This is a genomic window from Frankia sp. AgPm24 (assembly GCF_023243055.1).
GTDB lineage: Bacteria > Actinomycetota > Actinomycetes > Frankiales > Frankiaceae > Frankia > Frankia umida.
Window position 1 is genome coordinate 57,079 of record NZ_JALKFW010000211.1, and the last position, 21,134, is coordinate 78,212.

Annotated in this window: 18 protein-coding genes; 9 read left to right on the top strand and 9 right to left on the bottom strand. The window is 70.2% G+C overall.

Annotation, left to right across the window (positions count from 1 at the left end):
- Positions 1 to 23: 23 nt before the first annotated feature.
- Positions 24 to 2,906: an ATP-binding protein gene (locus MXD61_RS22855; RefSeq protein ID WP_248815479.1), complete on the top strand. Its 2,883-nt coding sequence runs from the start codon at positions 24 to 26 to the stop codon at positions 2,904 to 2,906.
- Positions 2,907 to 3,161: 255 nt separating this feature from the next.
- Positions 3,162 to 4,847 (top strand): cytosine permease, encoded by a 1,686-nt coding sequence (locus MXD61_RS22860; RefSeq protein WP_248815480.1) that lies wholly within the window; start codon positions 3,162 to 3,164, stop codon positions 4,845 to 4,847.
- Between the two features lie 282 nt (positions 4,848 to 5,129).
- Here the strand turns inward: MXD61_RS22860 and MXD61_RS22865 are convergent, their stop codons facing one another.
- From MXD61_RS22865 to MXD61_RS22890, 6 genes are all read right to left on the bottom strand, one after another.
- Positions 5,130 to 5,399, bottom strand: a complete 270-nt coding sequence (locus tag MXD61_RS22865; RefSeq protein ID WP_248815481.1) for a type II toxin-antitoxin system RelE/ParE family toxin — start codon at positions 5,397 to 5,399, stop codon at positions 5,130 to 5,132.
- On the bottom strand, positions 5,396 to 5,656 hold the full coding sequence (locus MXD61_RS22870) for a type II toxin-antitoxin system Phd/YefM family antitoxin (protein ID WP_248815482.1): 261 nt from the start codon (positions 5,654 to 5,656) through the stop codon (positions 5,396 to 5,398). The genes MXD61_RS22865 and MXD61_RS22870 overlap by 4 nt, the downstream gene beginning before the upstream one ends.
- A gap of 124 nt (positions 5,657 to 5,780) precedes the next feature.
- Positions 5,781 to 6,773 (bottom strand): TauD/TfdA family dioxygenase, encoded by a 993-nt coding sequence (locus MXD61_RS22875; protein ID WP_248815483.1) that lies wholly within the window; start codon positions 6,771 to 6,773, stop codon positions 5,781 to 5,783.
- A complete protein-coding gene (locus MXD61_RS22880) occupies positions 6,770 to 7,522 on the bottom strand; it encodes an ABC transporter ATP-binding protein (RefSeq protein ID WP_248815484.1) in 753 nt (250 codons plus the stop codon). The genes MXD61_RS22875 and MXD61_RS22880 overlap by 4 nt, the downstream gene beginning before the upstream one ends.
- On the bottom strand, positions 7,504 to 8,430 hold the full coding sequence (locus tag MXD61_RS28560; protein ID WP_248815485.1) for an ABC transporter permease: 927 nt from the start codon (positions 8,428 to 8,430) through the stop codon (positions 7,504 to 7,506). Before MXD61_RS28560 ends, MXD61_RS22880 begins: the two co-directional genes overlap by 19 nt.
- An 11-nt stretch (positions 8,431 to 8,441) precedes the next feature.
- Positions 8,442 to 9,503 carry an ABC transporter substrate-binding protein gene (locus MXD61_RS22890; protein ID WP_248815486.1) on the bottom strand — a complete coding sequence of 354 codons (1,062 nt, stop codon included), beginning with the start codon at positions 9,501 to 9,503 and terminating at the stop codon, positions 8,442 to 8,444.
- Between the two features lie 607 nt (positions 9,504 to 10,110).
- Here MXD61_RS22890 and MXD61_RS22895 point away from each other — a divergent pair.
- The 3 genes from MXD61_RS22895 to MXD61_RS28185 all read left to right on the top strand — a co-directional run bounded on the left by MXD61_RS22895 (position 10,111) and on the right by MXD61_RS28185 (position 13,223).
- Positions 10,111 to 11,259: a Fic family protein gene (locus MXD61_RS22895; protein WP_248815546.1), complete on the top strand. Its 1,149-nt coding sequence runs from the start codon at positions 10,111 to 10,113 to the stop codon at positions 11,257 to 11,259.
- Positions 11,260 to 11,598: 339 nt separating this feature from the next.
- Positions 11,599 to 12,705, top strand: a complete 1,107-nt coding sequence (locus tag MXD61_RS22900) for an AAA family ATPase (protein ID WP_248815487.1) — start codon at positions 11,599 to 11,601, stop codon at positions 12,703 to 12,705.
- The gene (locus MXD61_RS28185) at positions 12,702 to 13,223 is read left to right on the top strand and encodes a DUF4276 family protein (RefSeq protein WP_248815488.1); all 522 of its coding nucleotides are present in this window, start codon (positions 12,702 to 12,704) and stop codon (positions 13,221 to 13,223) included. Before MXD61_RS22900 ends, MXD61_RS28185 begins: the two co-directional genes overlap by 4 nt.
- Before the next feature lie 2 nt (positions 13,224 to 13,225).
- Here MXD61_RS28185 and MXD61_RS22910 read toward each other — a convergent pair whose 3' ends face one another.
- Positions 13,226 to 13,501 (bottom strand): hypothetical protein, encoded by a 276-nt coding sequence (locus tag MXD61_RS22910; protein WP_248815489.1) that lies wholly within the window; start codon positions 13,499 to 13,501, stop codon positions 13,226 to 13,228.
- A complete protein-coding gene (locus MXD61_RS22915; protein ID WP_248815547.1) occupies positions 13,494 to 14,054 on the bottom strand; it encodes a toxin glutamine deamidase domain-containing protein in 561 nt (186 codons plus the stop codon). Before MXD61_RS22915 ends, MXD61_RS22910 begins: the two co-directional genes overlap by 8 nt.
- 884 nt (positions 14,055 to 14,938) lie before the next feature.
- On the opposite strand from MXD61_RS22915, the gene MXD61_RS22920 reads away from it, so the two are divergent.
- Positions 14,939 to 15,283, top strand: a complete 345-nt coding sequence (locus MXD61_RS22920; protein WP_248815490.1) for a PadR family transcriptional regulator — start codon at positions 14,939 to 14,941, stop codon at positions 15,281 to 15,283.
- The gene (locus MXD61_RS22925) at positions 15,280 to 16,335 is read left to right on the top strand and encodes a hypothetical protein (protein WP_248815491.1); all 1,056 of its coding nucleotides are present in this window, start codon (positions 15,280 to 15,282) and stop codon (positions 16,333 to 16,335) included. Before MXD61_RS22920 ends, MXD61_RS22925 begins: the two co-directional genes overlap by 4 nt.
- A 470-nt stretch (positions 16,336 to 16,805) precedes the next feature.
- Here MXD61_RS22925 and MXD61_RS22930 read toward each other — a convergent pair whose 3' ends face one another.
- On the bottom strand, positions 16,806 to 18,098 hold the full coding sequence (locus MXD61_RS22930) for a sodium:proton antiporter (RefSeq protein ID WP_248815492.1): 1,293 nt from the start codon (positions 18,096 to 18,098) through the stop codon (positions 16,806 to 16,808).
- Positions 18,099 to 18,372: 274 nt separating this feature from the next.
- Between MXD61_RS22930 and MXD61_RS22935 the strand changes: the two genes are divergently transcribed.
- Complete coding sequence (locus tag MXD61_RS22935; protein WP_374629419.1) at positions 18,373 to 19,203, top strand: class II glutamine amidotransferase; 831 nt, start codon at positions 18,373 to 18,375, stop codon at positions 19,201 to 19,203.
- Positions 19,204 to 19,262: 59 nt separating this feature from the next.
- Entirely contained in the window at positions 19,263 to 21,116 is a 1,854-nt protein-coding gene (locus MXD61_RS22940; RefSeq protein WP_248815494.1) for a glycoside hydrolase family 15 protein, read from the top strand.
- Positions 21,117 to 21,134 lie beyond the last annotated feature (18 nt).

The window sequence follows — 21,134 nt, forward strand, 5'->3', positions numbered from 1 at the left end:
GGCTGTCCGCGAACCGGCGACCGATGTCGCTGCGCGGGCTGGTGCGGGGTGGCGTCGGTCTCGGTGTGCTCGTGCTGGCCGCGCTGCTGCTGGTCAGCCTGAAGGCCGAGAGCAGCACGCGGCAGACGGCGGCGGCCGAGGCGCGGCGGTCGCAGTCGCTGCGGCTGGCCTACGAACTGCGCCAGACCTCGGACGACCTGACCCGGATGGCGCGCACCTACGTGGTCACCGGGCAGGCCCGCTACCGCGTCTGGTTCCAGGAGATCCTCGCGATCCGGGACGGCACGGCGCCGCGTCCGGCGAACTACGACAACATCTACTGGGACGTCGTCACCGACACCGGCCGGCGGCCCACACCGTCCGGTCGCCCGGTCGCCTTCGCCACGCTGGCCGCGCGGGCCGGGTTCACCGGCCAGGAGCTGGGCCTGCTGACCACGGCCAAGGCCCGTTCGGACGCCCTGGCCACCGTCGAGCAGCAGGCGTTCGCCCGGGTCGCCGCCGGCGGCGCGGGCAACCGGCAGCGGGCGACGACCATGCTCTTCGACGCCTCCTACCTGCGGGCCAAGGACGAGATCATGGCGCCGATCGGGCAGGTGCTGACGCTCGTCGACGCCCGCACGGCCCGGGAGACCGCCCGGGCGACCCAGGCGGCCCGGGGCTGGTCCGCGGGCGCCATCGCGGCGGCGCTGCTGCTGCTCGGCGGCATGGCGGTGTTCGCCGCCGTGACCCGCCGGGCGGTGCTGCGTCCCGTCGCGGAGCTCGACGCCGCGACCGCCCGGATCGCCGCCGGGCACACCGACGCCCCGGCCCGGGTCGCCGGGGTCGGCGAGCTGCGTTCCCTGGCCCGGCGCTTCAACGAGATGACCGGCCGGGTGCAGGGCCGCACCGCCGAACTCCAGCTGCTGCACCGGGTGGCCGACACCGCCCATCGCGCCACCGACCTGGCCACGGCCGCCACCGACATGGTCGATCTGGTCCGCGCCCACACCGGCTGGCCCGCCGGCCGTGCCTACCACCGGGACGGCGACCGGCTGGTGCCGTTCGTCCAGGTGGACGGCGTCGGGCCGCTCCCCTCCGTGACGCCGGCCGCGCTCGCGGCCGAGGCCGCCCCGCCCGGCCAGGCCGTGTGGCTGCCCGCCCCGCCGGGGATCGCCATCGCGGTACGGGCCGGACGGGGCGCGGCGGCGCGGGTGGTCGCCGTGCTGGAGTTCCGCACCACCGACGCCACCGCCCCGGACGAGACGTTGCTGGCCCTGCTGGCGGACGTCGCGGCCCAGCTCGGTCAGGTCGCCGACCGGATGCGCAGCGCCGATGCGCTGCGCGGCGCCGCGTCCGCCGCGCAGCGCGCCAACGCCGCCAAGAGCGACTTCCTCGCCACGATCAGCCATGAGATCCGGACGCCGATGAACGCGGTCATCGGCATGTCGGGGCTGCTGCTGGACAGTCCGCTCGACACCGGCCAGCGCCATCTCACCGAGGTCGTCCACGACAGCGCCCACTCGCTGCTCCTGATGATCAACGATCTGCTCGACTTCTCCAAGATCGAAGCTGGTCAGCTCAGCCTCGAACGGGTGCCGTTCGAGGTCGGCGCCTGCGTGCGGGCCGCTGTCGACCTCGTCCGCGCCGATGCCGCGACCAAGAACGTCACGCTGACCTGCACCCTCGAGGCCGGCACCCCACGGGCCATGGTCGGCGACCCGACCCGAATCCGACAGATCCTGCTGAACCTCCTGAGCAACGCCGTGAAGTTCACCGAGCGGGGCGAGGTGACCATCACCGTGGGCGCGGTGCCGAGCGCCGTGGCCACGCCCGCGGGCACGGCGCCCGGCACGTCCGACGGCACGTCCGACGGCTGGTACGAGTGGCGCTTCACCGTGCGCGACACCGGGATCGGCATCCCCGCCGAACACCTGGAGTCGATCTTCGAATCGTTCACCCAGGTGGACGCGTCCACCTCGAGGCGCCACGGCGGCACCGGGCTGGGCCTGGCGATCTGCCGGCGGTTGACCACCCTCATGGACGGGACGATCCTCGTCACCTCCCGGCCCGGTTCCGGCACCACGATGACCGTCGCCCTGCCCGCGGCGGCGGCGCGGATGCCGCCGCGGACGGCCCGGCCCGGCCGTTCGACCCTGCCGGTTCCCCAGGCCACCGCCCTCCCCCGGGCCAGCACGGCTCTCGCCACCGCGGCGGTCCGCCCGGCCGCGGTCCGCCGGATTCTGGTCGCTGACGATCATCCGGTGAACCAGCGGGTGGTGCTCCTGCAGCTCACCGGTCTCGGCCACCGGGCCGATCTGGTGAGCAGCGGCGCCGAGGCGGTGGCCGCGGTGCGGCGCGCGCACTACGACGTCGTGCTCATGGACGTCCAGATGCCCGACGTCGACGGTCTGGCGGCCACCCGACGGATCCGGGCGCACTTCGGTGGACGCGGCCCGTGGATCATCGCACTCACCGCGGGCGTGCAGCCCGGTGCGCGACAGGCCTGCCTGGCCGCGGGCATGGACGACTACCTGACCAAGCCGCTGGTGATCCCCGACCTCGTCGCCGCGCTGGCCCGCGCACAGCCACCGGGCGGCGACCCCACCCTGGACCCGGCCGCCCTCAACCGGCTGGGCGAGCTGGTCGGGGGCGACAGCGCGGCCCTGTCCAGCCTGATCACCGACTTTCTCACCGACACCCCGAAGCTGCTGGACGCCCTCACCACGGCCGGTTCCGATCCCGTCACGGTCCGCCGCGCCGCCCACACCCTGAAGGGTCTCGGTGCCACCTTCGGGGCCACCGGCCTCGCCCGGCTGTGCCAGCGGATCGAGATCCGGCCCGGCGCCGACGACGAGCTCGCCCTGCTGCTACCGGAGATCGCCGCCGAACACGCCCGCGTCGCCGCCGCCCTGCGCACCCTCGTCTGACCGCCGTGGCCGCCCGGCCACGGTTCCCCCCGCTGGCCCCGGCACCTGGCTGACCCGGCACCTGGCTGACCTGGCACCTGGCTGACCTGGCACCTGGCTGACCTGCGGCGAGGGCGCTTGGCCGCTGCTTGGCGGTTGCTAAGCGGTGCCCTGTTGGCTGACCAGCAGGGGTCAGCGCCGCCCCCGTCGCCCCGCCACCCGCTCCCGCGGTGGCCTCGGACCCGCGCCTGTGCCCCCTGAGAAAGGCAGTCCGCGATGAGCACCGTCAGCCCTCCGCACGACCCGGCCACCCATCCCGGCCCACCCTCCGACCACACCGGTGCCGCCTCCAGCGCCGCGTCCGGTGCCGGGAAGGAGACCCTCGAGGACTACACCCTCCGGTTCGCGCCGCGCAGCTACCGGCGCTGGGGCACGGGAATGGTCGCGATCTCGGCCCTCGGCGGCATCGCCTATCTCGCGGACTTCGCCATCGGGGCGAACATCGGCCTTTCCTACGGGACGACGAACGCCCTGTGGGGCATCGCGGTCTTCACCGTGGTGATCTTCCTGACCGGTTTCCCGCTGGCCTTCTACGCCGCCCGTTACAACCTGGACCTCGACCTGATCACCCGGGGCAGCGGTTTCGGCTACTACGGCTCGGTCGTCTCGAACGTGATCTTCGCGTCGTTCACGTTCATCTTCTTCGCCCTCGAGGGTTCGATCATGGCCCAGGGTCTGAAACTGGGCCTGCACATCCCACTGTGGCTGGGCTATCTGACGTCCACCCTCATCATCTTCCCGCTCGTGGTCTACGGGATGAAACTGCTGTCGACCCTGCAGCTGTGGACCACACCGCTGTGGCTGGTGCTGATGGTGCTGCCGTTCGGCTACCTGCTGATCCGTCATCCCGACTCGATCAGCGCGTTCTTCGACTACGGCGGGCAGGACGGCAAGGGCGGTTTCGACCTCGGTTCGGTCTTCCTGGCCGCCGGCATCTGCCTGTCACTCATCGCCCAGATCGCCGAGCAGATCGACTACCTGCGTTTCATGCCGCCGCGCACCCCGGAGAACTCGCGCCGCTGGTGGACCGCGATGGTGCTGGCCGGGCCCGGCTGGGTCTTCTTCGGCGCCGCCAAGCAGATCATCGGCATGTTCCTGGCCGTCTACCTCATCGCCAACGTCGCGGACGGCGCGGGCGTGGCGAACCAGCCGGTGCACCAGTTCCTGGAGATCTACCAGGATGTCCTGCCGCACTGGGCGGCGCTGGCGCTGGCCGTCGCGCTCGTCGTGATCAGCCAGGTGAAAATCAACGTGACCAACGCCTACTCCGGCTCGCTGGCCTGGACCAACTCGTTCACCCGGATCACGAAGACCTACCCCGGACGGCTCGTCTTCCTCGGTTTCAACCTGCTGGTCGCGCTGATCCTGATGGAGGCTGACATGTTCAGCTTCCTGAACACGATCCTCGCCTTCTACGCGAACTGTGGCATGGCCTGGGTGGTCGCGGTGGCCTCCGACATCGTGTTCAACAAGTACCTGCTGAAGATCTCGCCGCTGCGGCCCGAGTTCCGCCGCGGCATGCTCTACGCGATCAACCCGGTCGGTTTCGGCTCGATGATCCTGGCCGCCGGCATCTCCATCATCGACTTCTACGGGGGCCTCGGCTCGGGCCTCAAGCCCTACTCCCCCCTGGTCGCGATCGTGCTCGCCCTCGTCCTGCCGCCGATCCTGGCCGTGGCCACGAAGGGGAAGTACTACCTGCGGCGCACCGACGACGGCATCGACCTGCCGATGTACGACGAGTACGGCAACCCGTCCGGGCAGACCCTGACCTGCCATGTCTGCGAGCAGGAGTACGAGCGCCCCGACATGGTGCGGTGCGCGACGCACGACGCCTACATCTGCTCCCTGGACCTGTCCACCGACAAGGTCGGCGACCACGTCCTGCCCGCCCAGGCCTGACCTTCCAGACCGACCCGACCCGGCCCGGCCCTGACCCGCCCGGCGCACCGTTCGGAGTCAGCCGGCTGAGGGCTGGGGCTGGGGCTGGTCGCTCCTCGTGGACGCTGACGTGGCCGTGGCTCGTCAGCTCAGGCAGCGCGGTTCGTCATCTCGCACCGGCCGAGACCACCCACCAGCACCACAGAAGGAGGGGGGTAACAGCACCCCCGACACCACAGAAGCGGGGGGGTACGAGGCAGGCAGCACCACAGAAGGCGGGGTGCGCGTAGAGCGACCTCATGGTCACATCCCGCAGTACACCTCACGGCGGTGGCCGACCCCCACCGCCAGCACCACGAGGACGCCGTCGTCCATTTCGTAGAGGAGCCGGTGGTCACCCACCCGCAGGCGGTAACGGTCCTCGTGGCCGGCGAGCTTCTTCACCTGCGAGCCCGGCCGCCGGGGATCATCCCCGAGCAGGCTCAGCGCCCGCAGCAACGCGAGGGCGGTGGGCTGCGGGATCGCCCGAAGCTGGCGTACCGCCCGTTCGCGCCAGCGGAACGTGTACTTCACGCGGCGCCCTGGTCGGGCACGTCCTCGAAGATCGCAGCGGCAACCTCGGCCATGCTGTACGTCCTGGCCTCGGAATTCTCGGCCAGGTCACGGTCGGCTTCGCGGGACAGGTGCCGATCGACGGCGTCCTCGAGCGCGTTGAAATCCTCGATGGGCACCACCGCTGCCACCGGCTGGCCGTTACGAGTGATCACCGTCGGCGAACCCGCCTGGGCCCGGCCGATCACCTCCGCGAAGTGCGCACGCGCATCCCGCACACTTACCTCGCTCTGCTCGGCTCCCACGACCGACGGTGTACTCCCAACTGTGTACACATCCGATGCCTGCCGGGCCGAGGCGGAGGTTGCTGTGCCTCGGCCCGGCGGGGCGCGGGTGGGCGGGTCAGCGGGGTTCGTCGCCGCGCAGGGTGACGCGCTGGATCACGCGGTGGGCGTCGCCGAAGTCGCCGACGACGGCGTGCTGGGTCGCCCGGTTGTCCCAGAAGGCGATGGTTCCCGGCTGCCAGTGGTAGCGCACCGTGAACTCGGGGCGGACCGAGTGCTGGTAGAGGAAGGCCAGCAGAGCGTCGCTCTCGGCGATCTCGAGTTCCTTGATCCGGGTGGTGAAACCCGGGTTCACGAACAGGGACCGGCGGCCGGTCTCCGGGTGGGTGCGCACGACCGGGTGCTCGACCGACTCGAGCTTGGTGAAGCTCTTTCCCTCCCAGTGCCCTTCGCCGACCAGGTCGAGGATCGCCCGGAACTGGTCCTCGCCGTCGTGCACGGCGGTGAGCGTGCCGAGGAACCCCCGCAGCGCCGGACTGAGATCGGCGAGGGCGGCCTCCTGGTTGGAGAACAGCGTGTCGCCGCCGGCCGGGGGCACGACGACCGCCCGCAGGATCGAACCCAGCGGTGGGCGCGCCACGAACGTCACGTCGGTGTGCCAGTGCAGGCCGCGGGAGACACCGCCGATCCTGCCGTAGGTGGCGGCCAGTTGCCGGGCGACGCTGTAGTCGATCTCGAACACCTCGGGCTGGTCGGCCAGGCCCGGGATGACCGGGTGGCCCTCGGTCGGCGCACCGAAGCGGCGGGCGAAGGCGAGGTGCTCGGACGGGGTGAGGTCCTGGCCCGGGAAGAACACCACCTTGTAGTGCAGCCAGGCGGCGCGGATCGCGGCGATCTGGGTGTCGTCCAGGGTGCGCAGGTCGAGGCCGCGCAGTTCGGCGCCGATGGTGCCCGACAGCGGGACGACGTCGAACGGCAGCTCGGGCGCCACGGACCCGGCGGGCGTCTGGTCGGTGTTCGCCGTGGTGGCGGCCCTCGCGGTGGCGGCCGCGTCGGTGGCGGCGGCCCTGATGTCCGCGATCCTGGCGTTCGTGTCGGTGGTGACGGTCATGACGGAACTCCTTCGTGATGGATACCGGCGGCGCTCTCGTCGATGCCAAGCTCCCGCAGCAGCCGGGTGCGCAGCGCGGTGAACGCGCCGTCTCCGCGCAGCCGGGGGTGGGGCAGCTCGACCTGGAGATCGAGGGAGAGGCGTCCGTCGGTGAGGACGAGCACGCGGTCGGCGAGCAGGATCGCCTCGTCGACGTCGTGGGTGACCAGCAGGACGGTGGGGCCGTGCCGGCTGCACAGTTCCTGGACCAGGGCGTGCATCCGGATGCGGGTCAGGGCGTCGAGGGCGCCGAACGGTTCGTCGAGCAGCAGCAGCCGCGGCTCACGGACCAGCGCGCGGGCGAGGGCGGCGCGCTGCGCCTCGCCACCGGACAGGGTCTTCGGCCAGTCCCGCTCGTGGCCGTCGAGGCCCACCTCGCGCAGCGCCGCCCGGCCCCGTTCGACCGCCGCCGCACCGCGCTGGCCGAGGGTCACGTTGTCGAGCACGCTCTTCCACGGCAGCAGCCGCGGATCCTGGAAGACCACGGCTCGGCGCGGCGGCACGAACAGGTCCCCGCCCGCGTCCGGGTCGAGGCCGGCGAGCGCCCGCAGCAGCGTGCTCTTGCCCGAGCCGCTGCGTCCGAGCAGCGCCACGAACTCCCCCGGCGCGGCCCGCAGGTCGATGTCGCGCAGCACCTCGCGCGGCCCGAACGACCGGGTGAGACCACGCGTCTGGAAGCCGACCTGGGTGCTCACCGTCCCGGTTGCCATCTCAGTACCTTTCGATCGAGGAGTCGGATGAGCCCGTCCGAGATCAGGCCGAGCAGGGCGTAGACGACGAGGCAGAGCACGATCACGTCCGACTGGAAGAACGTCTGTGCGCGGATCATGAGATAGCCGATACCGGAGTGGGCGTTCATCTGTTCGGCGAACACCAGCAGCAGCCAGGCGACGGCCATGGCCAGGCGCAGTCCGACGAGGAAGCCGGGTAGCGCGCCCGGCAGAACCACATGGCGGATCAGGGCGCCACGGCCGAGTCCGGTGACGTCGGCGAGTTCCCGCCAGCCCGGGTGCAGCGACTTCACGGCCACCGACGTGTTCACGTAGATCGGGAACGCCACTCCCATCACGATCAGGCTTATCTTCGCCGTCTCCCCCAGCCCGAGCCACAGGATGAGCAGCGGCTGCAGGCCGATGATCGGCACGAACCGCAGCATCTGGACGTTGGCGTCGACCAGATCGTCGCCGACGCGGGTCAGGCCGGAGGCCAGCGCCAGCACGACGCCCAGCGGAATGCCGATCCCGAGCCCCCACAGGACCCGCCGCAGCGACGCCCACAGCGCGCTGCCGAGCGTCCCGTCACGGACGAGATCCCAGCCGACGGTGAGCACCGCGGACGGGCCGGCGAGCACCCGCGGGCTGAGCCAGCCGGCACTGGCCGCGAGCTGCCAGCCGGCGACCAGCAGCAGCACTCCCGCCAGCCGTTCGACGCCGCGGGGGACCCGCCATCGTGACCGCGTCCCCTCCCCGGCCCGGCGTGTCGGCAGCCGGAGCAGACCCCTCGGTATCTCGGTAGCCACCCCGGCACCACCGGTCCGCGACGCCCCGCCCGACACCGCCGCCACCTCCGGCGTCGCCTCGGCCGGCGTCGCCTCGGCCGGCCTCGCTGTCGTCGTCACCTCGAGGCTCGTCACTGGCCCTGCGCCCTGGCGATGACCTGGTTGAACCGGGAGTCGAACTCCTCGGCGACGTCGACCTTCGCCGGGATCTCACCGGTGCCCTGGAAGAGGTCGGCCAGGCGCTGCTGGGCCGGGACGATGTCCCCGGGAAGCTGGAAGAAGGCCGGTGTGCCGGTCTTCGCCAGGATCGCGTTCGCCCGGGCCGGTGTCAGACCGTACTGCTTGACGTAGACGGCGTCGGCGTAGACACCCTGGTGGGAACCGAGGTAGGCGAACGCCTTCACCAGCCGGGTGAGGTAATCGGCCTCGGCGGCCGTCTTGGCGCTGCTTTTCAGCGCGGATTCGCTGGCGATGACGAAGCTGGAACGGTCGGGCAGCTCCGTGGTGGTTCCGACCTCCGCGGCGGTCGGGTTCTTCGCCAGATAGGCGCTGGTGAGCGGTTCGACGGACAGACCCGCGTCGGCCGAACCGCCCTGCAACGCGGTGGCGACCTGGGTCTGCGCGATGTCGACGGTGGTGACATCCGACAGTTTCAGCCCGGCAGTGTCGAGGGCCTGCAAAAGCACCGCCTCACCCGCGGTGCCCTTCTGGTAGGCCACCTTCCTGCCTTTCAGCGACGCCCAGCCGGTGATGTCACGGCGCCCCGGGGCGGTGAGCAGCTGGTAGCCGCCGACCTTGTAGCTGAACCCGGCCACCGCACGCAGCCCCTGCCCACCGGCCTGCGCGAAGATCAGCGGTGTGCTGCCGACGAAACCGGTGTCGAGCGCCCCGGCCTCGAAGGCCTGCAGCATCGGCGGACCGCCGACGAACGTCGAGTACTCGACCTTGTAGCCGAAGTCGGTGTCCTGGCCGGACAGGTGCAGCAGGTTCTTGAGGAAGTCCAGCTGGTCACCCACCCGCAGCGTCGTCCCGGCTGGGATGGTCGTGCTCACCGCCACCGGGGTGGCGCCGGCCGTGGTCCCGCCGCCTTCTGGACGGGTCGACGCGCTGCTGTCGCACGCGGTGAACACCACGGCCAGCGAAACCACGGAGAGGAAAAGGCTGGCGACACGGGAAACGAAACGAGAACGCACGGAGATCCCAGTTCTTGGGCAACATGGCAGAACCGGCCACGGACAACGGGCCGGCTACGGAGCCGAACGGCGGAAAAAGATCAGACGCCCCGGAAACGGGGGCCGAGGAAAACGAGCGGGCGACCTTGGAAGGTCAGCCCGAACAGAGCGCGCTGCAGATGCGCTTCAGGTCGACGCAACGGCGCAGGGTCAGGCCCTCGCCACGCGCGCTCGTCGACATGCCGACCACAATCGCCTATTCCGATCGGACTTGTCAACATGGTGCCGCTCATCCACCCGATCGCCCGTCGGACTGCACCGGGTCGCCCGCCCGGGGCCCGGCGAGATCGCCCACGCGCGTGCCCTCGGCACCCATCACGGCGGCACCACCGCGGCGCCGTGGATGAGCTCGGCGTGCGTCTCCCAGGAGACGCACGACAACCTTGACCAGCGCTCCCCCATAATCAAGGTTGTGGAACAACCATGACTATGGAGGCTGGTCAGCATCGCTGGACTGCTCGGACGGCGCTGGGAGAGCGATCTCGGGGCGGGGCTGTCCCGTCGCGACCGGCTCAGCTGCGAGTACGAGGCGTATCTACCGGATCCGCTGGTCGGCCAACAGTGGCGGCTGGACGCTGCGACGGCGGCCGACGTCGCCGATGCCGAGGTCGCGATCAGCCGCCTGGACCGCGAGTCCACCGCGCTACGCGGCACCGAGGTGCTGGCACGCATCCTGCTGCGGGCCGAGTCGGTTGCCTCCTCCCGGATCGAGGGGCTCGAGATCGGTGGCCGACGCCTGCTGCGGGCGGAGGCCGCACGTGGGTTCGGTGAACCCTCCACGGATGTCACCGCCGTCGAGGTGCTGGCCAACATCGATGCCATGGTGCGGGCGACGGAACTGGTCGGCGCCGGCGATGACATCACGGTCGCGTCGCTGCTGGAGGTCCACCAGCGCCTGCTCGCTGCCAGTCACCTCGAGCGACACGGCGGCAGGCTCCGCACCGAACAGAACTGGATCGGCGGAAGCGGATACAACCCGTGTTCGGCCTCCTTCGTCCCGCCGCCTCCGGAGGCCGTGGCCGACCTGCTCGAGGACCTCTGCGCGTTCTGCGCCGACGAGACCCTTCCTGCCGTTGTTCAGGCCGCGATCGCGCACGCACGGTTCGAGACGATCCACCCCTTCGTGGACGGCAACGGCCGCACCGGCCGCGCACTGATCCACATGGTGCTCCGGCGCCGCGGACTCGCCACCGGCGTCCTGCCCCCGGTCTCGCTGATCCTCGCGGCCTGGTCCCGTGACTACCTCGCGGCACTGGCCGCAACCCACTACGTGGGCTCCCCAGGCTCCGAGCAGGCGCAGGCGGCAATCGACGCGTGGGTCGCACTGTTCGCCGCGGCCTGTACCCGGGCCTGCGCCGACGCCACCGACTTCGAGCGGCGACGTGTCTCGCTGCACGACGACTGGCAGCGCCGGATCGGCCCCGTTCGCGCCGGCTCCGCACTCGAACACATCCTCGGCCTGCTACCCGCGGCACCTGTGCTCACGGTCCGCTCGGCCGCGGCCCTGACCGGCCGGAGCGCGCAGGCCGTCAACGAGGCCGTCCACCGACTTGTCGACGCGGACGTTCTCCGTCAGATCACCGTCGGCCGCCGTAACCGTGCGTTCGAGGCCCCCGAGGCCATCGAGGCCTTCACCTACCTGGAACGACGCCTCGCCAGCCCGCACGGCGACACCCTCGTCAGCCCGCCGCAACGCCGCGCACCCCGGCGGCCGTGAACTGAAAGTTCGACCAGGCCCGGCAGGGGTCGGCATCCGACAGCAGCGCCCTGACCTGCTCCAGCGCCTCCCGCTCATGCGGGAACTGCGACGGTGTGACCGTCTCCCACCGGCCCTCCCCTCGCGCACACCGACCCCCGCCGTCGTCGCGACGCCCACCCCCAGACGCCGCACTCCCATTTGTCGCAATGAGGGAGACTAGACCACTGTGCTACCAGCAGCGAACCAGTGGCCACGCTTGGTCGCAATCACCTCCGCATGAGCATCCGTTCGGCCGCTGAAAGCAGCACGGGAAGCCGACATCCTGGGCCGTAGGCTGGTGCGGTGGGAGATCGCGGGGTGGACGGGCGCGCTCAGCCGGTGCCGTTCCTGCACCGGATGCGGGTACGGGGCTTCCGGTCGATCCGCGACGCGGAGGTGACGTTCGGGCCGCTGACGGTGCTGCTCGGGTTGAACGGCGCGGGCAAGAGCAACGTTCTGGACGCGGTGCGGTTCGTGGGCGACGCGCTGACCAGTTCGCCGGGCCAGGCTGTCACCGACCGCCAGGGCCCCGCCGTGGTCCTCCACCGCGGGTACTCAGCTGCGGGTCCGGGCAGGATGCACCTCGAGGTGGACGTCGAGGTGCATTCGCCACCAGGCTCGACCAGCACCGGCGACCAGCTGCTGACGGCCCACTACGCCTTCGGGCTTCGGTTCGACGACGAGGCCGAGGCCGGCACAATGATCGAGCATGAAGAGTGCACGGTCACCAGCGCCGAACCCGGACTGTCAGCGAGTTACCTGGCCCACCACGGCCGGGTTCTTCGCGGTCCTGACCAGTTGATGGGGCCGGTCGCGGACACCGGCACGCTGGTGCTGCCCGCCGCCGCCCGCTGGCTGCCGTTCGCCCCCGTTCATGCCGCGCTGCGCGGGATGGCGTTCCACGCCCTGAGCCCGGCCGCGATGCGGCCCGCACACCCGCGTGCCGCGCAGCTGACCCTCGACCCGGCCGGCGGACGACTCGCCGAGATCCTCAACCAGCTCGCCGCCCGTAATCCGGCCGCGAAACAGCGCGTCGATGACTATCTCGGCGCGATCCTGCCCGGCGCGCTCGGGATCGACACGTTCACCATCGACCAGTACCAGACCGTCCGGCTGCGCATGGCCGACCCGACCGCCGAGCAGGGCGTGGCGGTGTTCCCGGCAATCGCGAGGTCCGACGGAACTCTGGCCGCTGCCGGGCTGCTCACCGCGCTGTTCCAGCCCGGCACCTGGACCGGTGCGGTCCCGCTCGTCGCCGTCGAGGATCCCGAACTGGGGCTGCACGACGGCGCCAGCATCGTCCACGAACTCGGTCAGCCGATCCGCGAGGTCGTCCATCGTCACCTCGCCACCCTCGGCGAACTTCAACGCTCCAACCAGCTCACCCCCTGGCCCGACCCACCCGTTGCCGGCACAGCACCGTGAGTCCGCCAGGACCGGTCATCGCGACCGTCGTTGAGGGCGAAGGCGAGGTCACCGCGCTGCCTGTGCTGCTACGCCGGCTGGCCTACCAGCTCGGATACTGGACTGCGCACTTTCCCAAACCCCATCGCCATCACCGCGGCGCCCTTGTCCAACCCGGCGGCCTCGAGCGCATCATCGAGCAGGTAGCCGTCCTCGCTCCCACCGCGCCGGCGATCCTCGTCGTGTTCGAGTCCTGGTTTCTCGCCGCCGCACCCTCACTCGCCGGGATCCGCGGGCTGGCCGCCGACCTTAAAGCCCACCCCGACCCGGAAAACCCGCGCGACTACAAAGGGTGGCTCACCCACCAACGCGTCGACGGCCAGCGCTACCGGCCCGCCGTCGACCAGTCCGCCCTCGCCGACGTGATCGACCTCGCCGCGGCCCGCCAGAACGCGCCGTCCTTCGACAAGTTCTGCCGCGACGTCGAATACCTGCTCACGGCTGCAACCAGCCACCCACCGGCTGGAACCTCCCCGTAGGGTCAACGGCGAAAGTCTGCGACTGATCCTTCCCAGGCCGATTCAAGCACCGATCCGTACTCCTCTACTATCCGCCCCGGGGGAACATAGGAGGGAAAGTGCATGATACGCCCGGAGGACCGTTCGATGATGGTGGCGGGCGCCCCCATCAGTTTCGAGTAGTCGACGATCAGCCAGCCCTCGGGAAACTCCTCTAGTTCCCATGGCCGTTCCGCATCATCCTGTCGACGACCCTGCAATTCGACAGCAATCGCAGCGGCAGCATTTTTGTCAATCACCCGGACTCCCATCGATATCACCGTGGCGATCAAAGCTGACCGCATACGATTCCTGGGTCCAACTTTCGTCGTACCCACTCATCCCCCGGCTCGGCGGCCAACGCTCGACCGAGCCCTTCTGACCATCAACAGCCAGAATATCCCCGTTGTGGTTCACCGCGTTGAACCAATGCCCACCACCCCATTTCCAGTAGACGGCGACAACCGCGGAGGAGCCAGGCCCAGCCGCTTCCAGATCTGCGGCGATATCAGCGAAGGTCGCGGGCCTGAGATCCGCCCCCGACCATTCCTCCATGCGCTCGGCGACTTCCCCTCCCGACCTGAGATCAGCGAGGCGGGCCGACACCGCCGGGACGCCACGCCAGCTGAGCTCGGTGGCTCGAGCACACTCTCCACAGTTGATCTTACGGCCGGGATGGTCTCGATCGGGATTGATCTCGCCGATCCATTCCCTGGGGTCGCGAAACGGTCCGGGGACGTCCGGCTTCGGCACCTCGCGGCCGGGTGGGACGTACTCGTCGGGGTGGTTGTCCCAGAACTCCTGCTGGGTCATCGTCACGGTCCGAACGTCGGCCACCTCCGCCTCCCGGGCATCGGCCGGCCGGCCGCGACCGCCGGTGCGGTCTGCGCCCCGGTCCGGGGGCTTGCGATCCAGCGCGGACTGCGATCGCGGTGCGGACTGCAGCGGTGCCTCCCGGCCGGCCGCCGGCCGCTCGGCGGCCTCGACCCAGGGTCGGCGATCGTCGACGACCGGCAATTTCCTTGGCGTCGGATCTTCGCTACGCGCCCGTAGCGCCGCCTGTTCGAGACGTGCGAGCTTGAGTTCGAGTGCCGTCGTCGGGGATCCGCCTGCGGACTGGGCCACACGATCGGATGCGATCGACACCTCGCCATGATCGTCGCGTCGGAGGTCTCTGGCCGCAGCGCCCGGGCCAGCACTCTCCCGATCGTCCCGACGGCCTCCAACGACCGCTCGATCCGGGTCCAGACCGTCGCCTGGACGTCGATCTCTCCCCGGCCGCGAGGGGGCATCGTCAACGACCTGGGGCTCGTCGCGCAGCTCGAGCGCCCGCCTCGCCAGCAGATCCATCTTCGCGCCGACAGCGGCGGCATCCGACTTCGACTCAGACCGCACCTGCGGCACCGGCCGATCCGCGTCACCCACGGGAAGTTCGCGGCCATCGGTGCCCATCGTGCCAGTCTCGTCACTCTGACCTACCGATACCACCCATCTCCGACATCGCCAGATTCCGATGAGCGACGGACCTCGCGACACCACGACGCGCCCACGGCGGTCCCGCACAGACCATCCGTCCGTGTGAGGCCCAGGTGTCGACGGCCTGGCAACGTCTGCCTCGTCAGTGATCGCGGCGGCTCGGCACCTGAACGTCCGCGACCAGTCGCCTTATATTCAGATCATCGGTATATAGTGATCGCATGGGTATCGATGAGATGCGGGAACCCACATTCCTGGTGCTGGCGGCGCTCGCTGACGGGGCCAAACACGGGTATGCGCTGATCGGGGAGGTCTCGGCGATCTCCGGCGGGCGGGTGACGTTGCGGGCCGGCACGTTGTACGCCGCGCTCGACCGGCTGACCGGGGAGGGCCTGGTGCGCCAGAGCGGCGAGGAGGTGGTCGAGGGCCGGCTGCGCCGCTACTACGACCTCACCGACCCGGGCGCCGAGATTCTTGCCGCTCAGGTCGACCGGCTTCGGTCGAACGCGGCCGAAGCCGACCGCCGGCTGCGGTCCCGGCGGCGGCTGGGAACGGCACCGGCATGACCACGTCCCGGCTTGAGATCGCCTACCGTCGGCTGCTCCGCTGCTACCCGCCTCGCTGGCGCCATGACCATGAGGACGAGCTCATCGCCACCCTGCTGGACCTGGCCGACGCGACCGGTCGCACCAGACCGAGCCCGGCGGACATCGCGGACCTGGTCGTCCACGGCCTGGCCACCCGACTCGGCGCATCGCTGGACAGGGTGCCCGTGGTGGTGCGGCAGCGGACCGCGATCCTGGCCCTGTCGTCCCTCGCGGTGCTGTCGGCGGGGCTGTTCGTAGTCGCGGAGGTGGTACCGAAACCTTTGCCGGCCTATGCGGGCAATCCGCCGGGCGCCGGTCTGACCTTCGGGCCGTTTGTCACCCTCGGTGCGGCGATCTATCCGCTGCCGGTTGCCGCCCTCGTCGCCGCGTCGGCCGGAGCACGCCGCACAGCTCGCGTGCTGCTGGGCCTGACGTGCATCGTGGTGTGCGCTGCTGTGCTCGTGGCCGCGTGGACCGATATCGCGCGGCCACCGCTCTATCTGCTCGCGGTGCTGTTCCTGCAGGCGGGGATGGCATCGGCGGGGATGCCAACGGCACTCCGCCGCCGCGACCTGTTCACCGCGGCGGCGCTGTTCTGCATGTTCTTGGCGGCGGCCGGAACTTACAGTCTCTCCCTCGTCCATTCCAACGGCTACGTGTATTACAACAACCCATTCACCGCCTACCGAGGGCCGGACGGTCTGGTCGACAGTATCCAGAGGATCCTCCCGGCCACGGTCCTCGTGGGCGTTGCAGCCGCGACCGTGATCAGCCTGAGGCGACCCGGCTGGGCCGTCGCGGTCTTCGTCGTCGGTGCGGCCTGGTCACTGATGCCCATCGCCGAGTCGATCCGCTACTACCCGTTGGGCGCGGCGAACGACGTCGTCAGCGGCGGCTTTCTCCTCGCCGCCATCCCCGTCGTCCTTGCAGCCGTTATGGACCTGTCCCGCGCTGCCAGCCCGCACGGGTTGGGATCCGCACCGGCACGTCAGGGATCAGCACCTCCCAGCGACGACCCCGACCAGGGGTGACATCACCTGGGTCTCGGGCAGTCAGTCCGGGCCCGGACCCCGCGGGGACGGCTCCTGGCGCCGACGAACGGAACGGTCATGACTCTGCCGGCCGGCTCGGTGGCAACCGCAGCGCTGTGATCCCGCCACCACCACCCCCCGCAACCACCCCCACAGCAAGATCCATCTATACGGGTCGCCGTGGGGGGCATATCGGACACGAACACCCCCACGGCGACCCGTGTGCACCCTGCACGCCCGTAGCCTGCTGAAAGCGGCGTCACAGAAGGTGACCATGGTCGAGGGAAGGCGTCGCGTCGCATGAACAAACCAGCGGAGTCGGCCACGGGACGAGATCGAACCGTTCGCTACGGGCGGCATCGAGGGGAGGTGCCGCACCGCGGTCCGCTCGGCGGTCGCCACCGGCTAGCGCGCCGTCCACAGCATCCCGCCCACCGCCTGGATGAGCGGGGGTCACCGTCCGGTCTCGATCACCTGCCCGTCGGCGGGACGGGCGGGACGGGCGGGATGGCGAGGCGGTCTGGCGGCGGGGCCTCGGCCGCTTCGCGGATCCCAGGGTGGCGTGCCGCCGCCGCCTCGTACCAGCGTCCGTAGCGGCGGGCGCCCCACGGTGCGGTGAGGCCGTGCAGGACCACGCTCATACCCACGGTCAGCATCACCACCGTGACGATCTGGTGCTGTTCGGGCAGCCCGCTGGTGGCGACCAGATCCGCGAAGACGATCGACGCCAGCCCCCGTGGCCCGAACCAACCCACATACGCCACGGTCGGCGGGGCGACCTTCGAACCACCCAACGAGACGGCGACCGGGATCATCCGGATGACGGTCAGGCTGAGCAGCCCGTAACCGAACGCCGTCCAGGTCGCGTGGGCGAGGGCCGGTGCCAGCAGCAGGGCGCCGAACAGCACCAGGCTCACCGAGACACCGAGCTGGGCGACATCCTGCGGCGTCTGCTGGGCCGCGGCCAGGCTCTCCCGCCCGACCAGGCCGGTCACGAGACCGGCGGCCCAGGCCGCGATGAAGCCGCTGCCGTCGATCAGGTCCGCCAGCACATAGGCGAGCGTCGCCATCGCCAGCAACGCGAGCGACTGCCACAGCCGGCTGGACCAGCCCCTGCGCGCCGACCACCGCAGGGTCAGCGCGCCACCGGCACCCAACGCCATCCCGATGGCACCGGAAGCCAGCAGGGCGCGCAGAAACACCGACACGGCATGTCCGTTGCCGACGGTGTTCTCCTCCTCCAGCGCCAGGGCCAGGAAGATGGTCACGAACGGAAGTGCCAGCCCGTCGTTGAGACCACCTTCGACGTTCAGCGCATGTCGGATCAGCCGGGGAACCCGCCGGTTGTTGATGACCGGCAACCCGAGGGCCAGGTCGGTGGGTGCCAGGATCGCCGCCAGCAGCGCCGTCTCCCACCGGTCGAGGCCGGGAAACAGCACTGATGCCAGCAGCCAGCCGACGGCGATGGTCAACGGGAATCCGATGCCCAGCAGCCGGCCGGGCAGCGGTGACTCCGTCGCCCAGGGGCCCAGACCGGCCCCCATCGCGTCAGTGAACAGCACGATCACCAGGGTCAGTTCCAGAACGGCGGTGACGCCATGTTCGCCGACGGACGAGGTGATCAGCCCCGAGACCTGGTCGCTGGCCAGCAGGCCGGCCGCGGTGAACACCAGCGCGCCGCTGATCGGTGTCTGCCGCAGGCGCCGTTCCACCAGCGCGTAGGCCATCAGCGTCACCGCCACGACCGCGACCGCGGACTCCAATGCCGTTCTCCTGCCTCACATCAGTTCACCCAGGTAATCAGCGGAGAGTGCAGCCGGCGGGGAATCATCCACGTGCGGCCGCACAACGATCAGGACTCTGATCGGACGCATTCATGACCGCCGCCGCATCCTCCTCCTCATTCCCCGGCCGAACCAGTCAGACCCCTGGTTCAGAGCCCCGTGGTCACAATCCGGCCAGAAAGGATCCGAGTGCAGGATGGCGGTTGCCCCCGCACCTCGTGGGCACCCTTGCCGTAGTGGACTGGAGGGTGGCATGTGCAGATGGATGGGGTATCGAGGAGATCCGATCGTCCCCTACTCGTTGTTGTACGAACCCGAAAGATCACTGATTGCCCAGAGTGTCAGACATGGGCCGGACCTGCACGAACCCAACGGCGACGGGACCGGCCTGGGCTGGTACAGCCGGCGCAGGACCCCGGCGATCTTCCGCAGCGACTCACCCGCCTGGGGCGATGAGAACCTTCGGGAACTGGCCGAGGAAATCAGCTCCCCGATGTTCCTCGCGCATGTGCGGGCGAGCACCGGAACATCGGTGCAGAAGACGAACTGCCATCCGTTCCGCTATGGGAAATGGATTTTCGTGCACAACGGGTACATCGACAGCTTCGGCTCGCTTCGCCGCGAGCTGCTGATGGCCGTGCGCCCCGACCTGTTCGGCAACATAAAAGGCAGCACGGATTCCGAGCTGATGTTCCACCTCGCCCTGACGTTCGGCCTCGAGGAGGACCCCGTCGGGGGGTTGGAACGCATGGCCGGTTTCGTCGAGAGTGTCGGAGCCGCCGCGGGTGTCGCCGAACCCCTGCAGATGACGGTCGGGCTGGCCGACGGCGAGACGCTGTTCGCGGCCAGATACGCCAGCGGACCGGTGGTCAACACGCTGTACATGAGCGAGAGCGTCGACGCGATCCGGATGCTCTACCCCGAACACGAACGCCTGCGGCACATGCCCGGCGACGCCCGCGCCATCCTGTCGGAACCGCTGAGCGAACTACCCGGGGTATGGCGGGAAATACCCCCGTCCACGGCCATCGTCGTCACCGAGACGTCACATCAGCGCACCTTCCGTCCACAGCCACCCGGGTAGGAAGAGGGAAGCCGCCCCGGGTTCCCATGTGGCACGCGACGATCGCGGGAGGAACCAGCATGAACGCCTATCCACCGATCGCGGACCACGGTCTCGTGGGCGACCTGCAGACCGCGGCGCTGGTCGCCGCCGACGGAACCCTGGACTGGTGGTGCACCCCACGGTTCGACTCGCCGAGCATGTTCGCCTCGTTGCTCGACAGCGATCGCGGTGGCCACTGCCGGCTGGCCGCCGATCTCGACGAGGCCGAGGAGGTCGGCGTCCGGCAGCTCTACCTGACCGACACCGCCGTGCTCGTCACCCGGTTCATGGCCCCGGGCGGGGTGGGCGAGGTGGTCGACTTCATGGAGCCCGACCCCTCGAGCACCCCCTCGACACGCCATCGGCTGATCCGGGTCGCCCGGGTGGTTCGGGGCAGTCTGCCCTTCGAGCTGCTGTGCCGGCCGCGGTTCGACTATGGTCGCGCGTCCCACACGTCGCGCCATCTCGACGACGGATCGGTGGTGTTCCACGGACCTGACACGGATCTGCACGTGCAGGCGACCGCCCCGATCACGCTTCATCCGGACGGCCACGATCTCTCCGCCCGTTTCACCCTCGACGCCGGGGAGCTGGCCGCGGTCGTGCTCACCAGCGACAGCGGTGACGCCGCCACCCGCGGCGAACGCCTCGGCGGTCCGCCACCCACGGTGGAGAGCGTCACCGCCGCGTTCGACGCCTGCCGCGACTTCTGGCTGACCTGGCTACGGGCGTCGCGCTACCGTGGCCGGTGGCATGAGATGGTCACCCGCTCGGCGATCACCCTGAAACTGCTCACCTACGCTCCCACCGGCGCTCCCATCGCCGCCGCCACGATGGGTCTGCCCGAGCAGATCGGCGGCGAACGCAACTGGGACTACCGGTACACCTGGGTTCGCGACGCCTCCCTGTCCGTCCACGCCCTGAGCACGCTCGGCTTCACCCACGACGCGAACGCCTACCGCCGCTGGCTGCGCGAACGCCTCGACGCGGGCTGGACCGCCTCCGGCGAACCGCTTCAGATCATGTACCGGGTCGACGGGGAACCCCACCTGACCGAGGAGATCCTCGACCATCTGGAGGGCTACCGCCGGTCCGCGCCGGTCCGCGCCGGCAACGCCGCCGCCGACCAGATCCAGCTCGACATCTACGGCGAGGCCGCCTACGCCCTCGCCGAGGCGAAGGACATGGGCGGAGTCCGCGGCTGGAACGCCTTCGCCGCCGTCATCGACTGGCTCACCGACCACTGGGACCGCCCGGACGAAGGCATCTGGGAAACCCGCGGCGGCCGGCAGAACTTCACCTACAGCCGCCTCATGACCTGGGTCGCCTTCGACCGGGCCATCCGGATCGCGACCGCCTACTCCCGGCCCGCCGACCTCACCCGCTGGCAGACGGCCCGCGACACCGTCTTCCGGCAGATCATCGACCGCGGCTGGAACGACAAACGCCATGCCTTCGTCCAGCACTACGACACCGACGTCGTCGACGCCTCCCTGCTGCTCATGCCCCGCGTCGGTTTCCTCGCCCCGACCGACCCCGACTGGCTGAGCACACTCGACGCGATGAACGACGAACTCGTCAGTGACAGCCTCGTCTACCGGTACAACCCGGCCGCCTCCCCCGACGGCCTGCGGGGCTCCGAGGGCACCTTCAACCTCTGCAGCTTCCTCTACGTGCAGGCCCTGGCCCGCGCCGGCCGCCTCGACCAGGCCCGCTACGCCTTCGACAAGATGCTCACCTACGCCAACCACGTCGGCCTGTTCGCCGAGGAGATCGGGCCGTCCGGTGAACAGCTGGGCAACTTCCCCCAGGCCTTCACCCATCTCGCGCTCATCGACGCCGCCCTCGCCCTCGACGAGGAGCTCGACCGCGCCGAGAACCTGGGCCGCTGACCATCGGCGACGCGACCG